Source organism: Candidatus Obscuribacterales bacterium, assembly GCA_036703605.1.
Taxonomy (GTDB): Bacteria; Cyanobacteriota; Cyanobacteriia; order RECH01; family RECH01; genus RECH01.
This window is the reverse complement of record DATNRH010000189.1, coordinates 1-4,333: the sequence shown is the minus strand read 5'-3', so window position 1 is coordinate 4,333 and position 4,333 is coordinate 1. Positions and strand designations below refer to the sequence as shown.

The window sequence follows — 4,333 nt, the reverse complement described above, 5'->3', positions numbered from 1 at the left end:
AGGCCGTGGAGCTAGGTTGCTTCTCTCTTCGATCCAAGAAGCTATGACGTAAACTATTCAAAGTCGTCCAAGATCTGAGATCACGTCCAGACAAAGCCTCTATATTGAATAGACACTCTAAAGCTTTTATTCCAACGTCTTCTCTCCATCTAAGAGAGTTGCCAATAAAGCTATCTCTATGACTTAGGAGGGGCTAGAACAAGGAGCAGGCGATGTCACTTTTAGATGGATTTGGGCTTAAAAGATGGGCTGGAAAACGGCCTATTACGGCACCTTGAAGCTTGGGTCTTCAGCCTGATGACGAAAGTCTATGATGTGAAGAGTCGTGACTACTCTGTCCGTACCGAGAGATAGATCTCTTGTTTTCTCTATGTTTCTCCACCTTAAGATAGACTGCTCAAGCCTCCTACTGTGATACGCAATCAGCCCAGAGTGCTGTCGTTGGATGTCTTGTCAGTAAAGAACCGATGTAGATCGCCCAGAAGACATGTGAAAAATTGTTCTGAATCTACCGTTTGTGCAACCCAGCTATTCGCACTCTGGGGTAGAGGGCGGCGATCGCGTATGGTTTGCCCAAACGTCCATTGCCCAAGCGTTTCAACCTGCACCTGGGATCGTTGAAAGGTAAACAGGTGGGGGTAGCAGAGATAGGCGATCGCTGCCGCATCATGCACCAGAAAACCTGGTTGCCCAGAGGTTTCTCGATAGGCCATGGCGGTCGTGATCAGAAATTCACAGAGGTTCACCAACAGAGCTGCAGCTGGATGATGGGAGTAAGCCTGACCGAGCGATCGCACCTGCTCACGGGTGAACAGGAGGGTACGGGTTACATCCAGGGGAAAGATGACCACATCTTGGCGACTGGCTAAAACCGTTTGGGCGGCATCAGGGTTGAAGTGGATATTGAACTCTGCCTGGGCTGTAATATTTCCAGGACAGGTAAAGGCACCCCCCATTAGGACGATTTCTTGAGCTAGCTGCAAGATGCCCGGACGGGTTCGTTCTGCTGCTGCTAGATTGGTGAGAGGCCCAATGGCCACCACGGTGACCTCATGGGGACGTGTTTCGAGATGCTGAATGATTACATCCTCGGAGGCTGGAGCAGTCTCTCGATCATGAGCAGGGGATCCTAACGCCTGAGATAGGCCGCCTAAACCATCTGCTCCGTGGATATGAGATGCATCCTCTATCTGCCCACTACCCTGCTGTCCTTGCCCCAGAATAACCGTTGCTTGCTCCAAACATGCGAGCACTTGGCTAGCATTACGGAATGTTTGGGCTGCAGATACATTGCCCTCCACGGTCGTTACAGCCACAAGGTCTACTTGCTTGGCGGCTTGGAGCGCAGCTAGCCAGAATAGCGCCACAACATCATCGCCTCCGGGGTCTGTATCTAAAATCACTGGACGAGTCGAGATAGACTGGGGAGCCATGGAGAAGCGCTTTGTACAAAGAATAGACTTAGCATAGTGGATTTTCTGCACCTCCCCATACTTGCCCTAGATAGCATGGCTGCCCCAGATATAGCTGGCGTCTGCTTGGTTGGGGCCTGCCTTCTGTCACGTCTGGTTGAAGGGGCATGACTGAGATATTCTGCCTTCGATTCCCCGCTGCCCCCCCCTGGCAAGCCAACCTTATAGGGGCTAGACAGACAGGTACAGCTAAAGCCTTGAAGGAAGAGCATGTCTAACCGGATTTGATATTCGAAAGTCTTCAAATGTTTGCACGTTTCCTGAGCGTCTTCATGCCTTAACCCATGGAATGATGACCGTAGCATCCTTGTCCTAGAGAGATAGAAGCGAAGAGTTGCCTACTGTTGATCGGAATCCTCCTTGAGAGTTATGGTTAGTGTGACGCAGGTCGCGTACACTTGAAACCTCAGATGTAAGCGCTTAGTCTTGCCCGTTAGGCGATCGCCCCTATGACCGCAGAATCCCACCCATCTTCTACCACTGTTCAGGCCTCTCCTAGGGATGCCTCAGAAGGCGATCGCTCTCTAGACATCGGTACTAGAGCAGATGTGGAGGTAGTCGTGCCAGCTACGATCCATGCCTCGACATCTTCCAGCAGTTCCCCTGTAGGCGATAAAGGATATCGTTGGGCTAAGCTAGTCTCCGACCTGCTCACGCCAGACTATCTTGAAACCCTAACAGGCACCTTACGGGACTATTCATCGTTGCCGGATACCGTCACCCTGCAACTGTTTCAATATTTGGTGAGTGTCTACCAACATCGCCTGGCCCAAGATATTGAAACCTACGGTGTCGATGCGATCGATACAAGCCTTCCTCACCTGAAATTAGCCGCAGGACGTCGCAAAGGACCCCAGCGGCTGGAACTCGTTCTTGATGAAGACAAGACGAAAGCCTACCTCAAAAATTCCCTGGCAGAATTTTTCAATCACGCCGGCTTCAAAGAAGAATTTGCCCGAGCCATTGGGGCCAATCTGGTCATCTGGGCCCTAGAGGATATTGAAGGCAGCATCAGTCCTGATACCCTACAGCAAATCTCCTTATCCTCGTTGAAAGAACGCTGTAGCGCCTATTTGCTAGACCCTAGCTCACCCGTCCTGCAAGAAAAAATTAGCTTTTTTGGTCAAATTTATTGCCAGGACATTACACAAAAAATTATCGATGGCTTCAACCTACCCAACTGTACATTACAAGATATTGAGAAAATCCTGGGTCTCAAGCAGCGGCCACCAGCAGAGACAGAAACCAACCTCACCCTAGACCCTATTGCAGTGGTTCCCACCTGCATTCCCATCGCCAGCAGCATTCGGGCCCAGCTTCGCCCTGATTTATGGCAGCGGAGTGATGATGAACTGGCTGTTTTCCACTACCGCAGTCGGGTGAATCCGGCTAACTATATTGAGCATTACATCACCAACCCTGGGGATATTGCCATGCTGCCCTGGGAGGCAGCGGAGCAAATTATCAACAAATTTGGGTTTGATACCGTCAAGCTCCAGCTTATTTTCGCGGCTCAGACCATGGACCAAGGAGAGCCGTGGAAAAGTACGTTTACCCTGCGGGCCAGCGACATTATCCAACTGCTCGGCTGGGACAAAAACCACAACACGAATATGCCTGAGAAGCGCAATGCAGTGGCGAGTACTGCCTATGCGTTGTCTTGCCTGCTGGTGCGATCGGTGTGGGTGGAGGGGCGGGGCCGCCGCCAGATTGATGCCAGCACTCCCATTGGACGCATGTGGGACGTGTTGATTGACCCCCACGGGCAAATTGACTGGGTAACGGGCAAAATTGAGAAGCCCGAGGAAGTTTATATCACCATCAGCCCAGGCCTGTGGACCAAGCATTTTCTCAACCGGGCAGGCAGCAAAGCCAAGGAGGCGCTGCATCAGTTTGGCTATCTTGCTAAAGATATTCTAAAAATTGATCCCTACCATAATGAAATGGCGCTGCGGCTGGCTATTCAGCTTACCCTTGATGCCCGAATTCGAGCCCGCAACCAAAATCCCTATGATTACCGAGTGATTAGCTTGTTGGAAGAAGTGTTGCCTAAGCTTGAGTTGGATCGAGCCTTGAACAACAAGTACAAAGCCCGTGATCTCAAGAAACGCTGGAATAAGGCGCTCAATCTTTTGATGAGCCTAGGCTGGCGGATTGAGTTTGATCCAGAAACCTATCCCGACTGGCTGCAACCTGGCAGTAAAGATGCCAAACCCCAAGACTGGCGCAAGATTAAGGTGATTGAGCGCATGCTGCAGGCCAAGCTAACGATCAAACCGCCGCATCCCATTCCCGATTTATTGGACAAAATTAAGGATCCCAAGCGCCCAAAAGCCATAACGCCGGCTGCGATTGTGGAATCCCTCACCGGCGATATCATGAAGTCTGCACGGCAAAATCAAGGCTGGAGCCGGAAGGAAATCGGTGGCTTTTTGGGGGTGAGTGCTGACTATATCGGTAAGCTAGAACGGGGCGATCGCTTCATTACCCCCGAACTAGAAACCAAGCTGAGAAAATTGCTACACCTCTAGGAGGTGCTAGCATCAATAATTTTCTATGGTCTAGACATGGTTCATCAAGGAAGCCCTGGTTTGCGAGTCGATTCTAGCCAGAATAAGAACCCATTAACATCGCTTGCGCCTATGGGATGAGGCAGGCTATTATCAGTCCGTGCCATGGCGTGTCCGTAAATTCACGCCCGTAGAATTCCGGTCTTGCTGTTGTTACACCATCCAACGAGTTGAAGTAGGGTTGTGGGTCTAAGGGTGTGAAGACGAGCTGAACTCCGCACAGTTCCATAGGTCTTGATCTGCCATAGAGGATGCCCGAGGAGAGAAGCGATGAAACAGCCGACTAGATTG

The 4,333-nt window shown here is 50.9% G+C and carries 2 protein-coding genes; one reads left to right on the top strand and one right to left on the bottom strand.

The window, feature by feature from the left end; genetic code table 11:
- Positions 1-422: 422 nt before the first annotated feature.
- Positions 423-1,433, bottom strand: coding sequence for a nucleoside hydrolase (locus V6D20_04025; protein HEY9814959.1), 1,011 nt, complete (start codon positions 1,431-1,433; stop codon positions 423-425).
- 488 nt (positions 1,434-1,921) lie between these two features.
- Here V6D20_04025 and V6D20_04020 point away from each other — a divergent pair, with 488 nt between their 5' ends.
- Positions 1,922-4,003: a helix-turn-helix transcriptional regulator gene (locus V6D20_04020; protein ID HEY9814958.1), complete on the top strand. Its 2,082-nt coding sequence runs from the start codon at positions 1,922-1,924 to the stop codon at positions 4,001-4,003.
- The last annotated feature ends 330 nt before the right edge of the window (positions 4,004-4,333 follow it).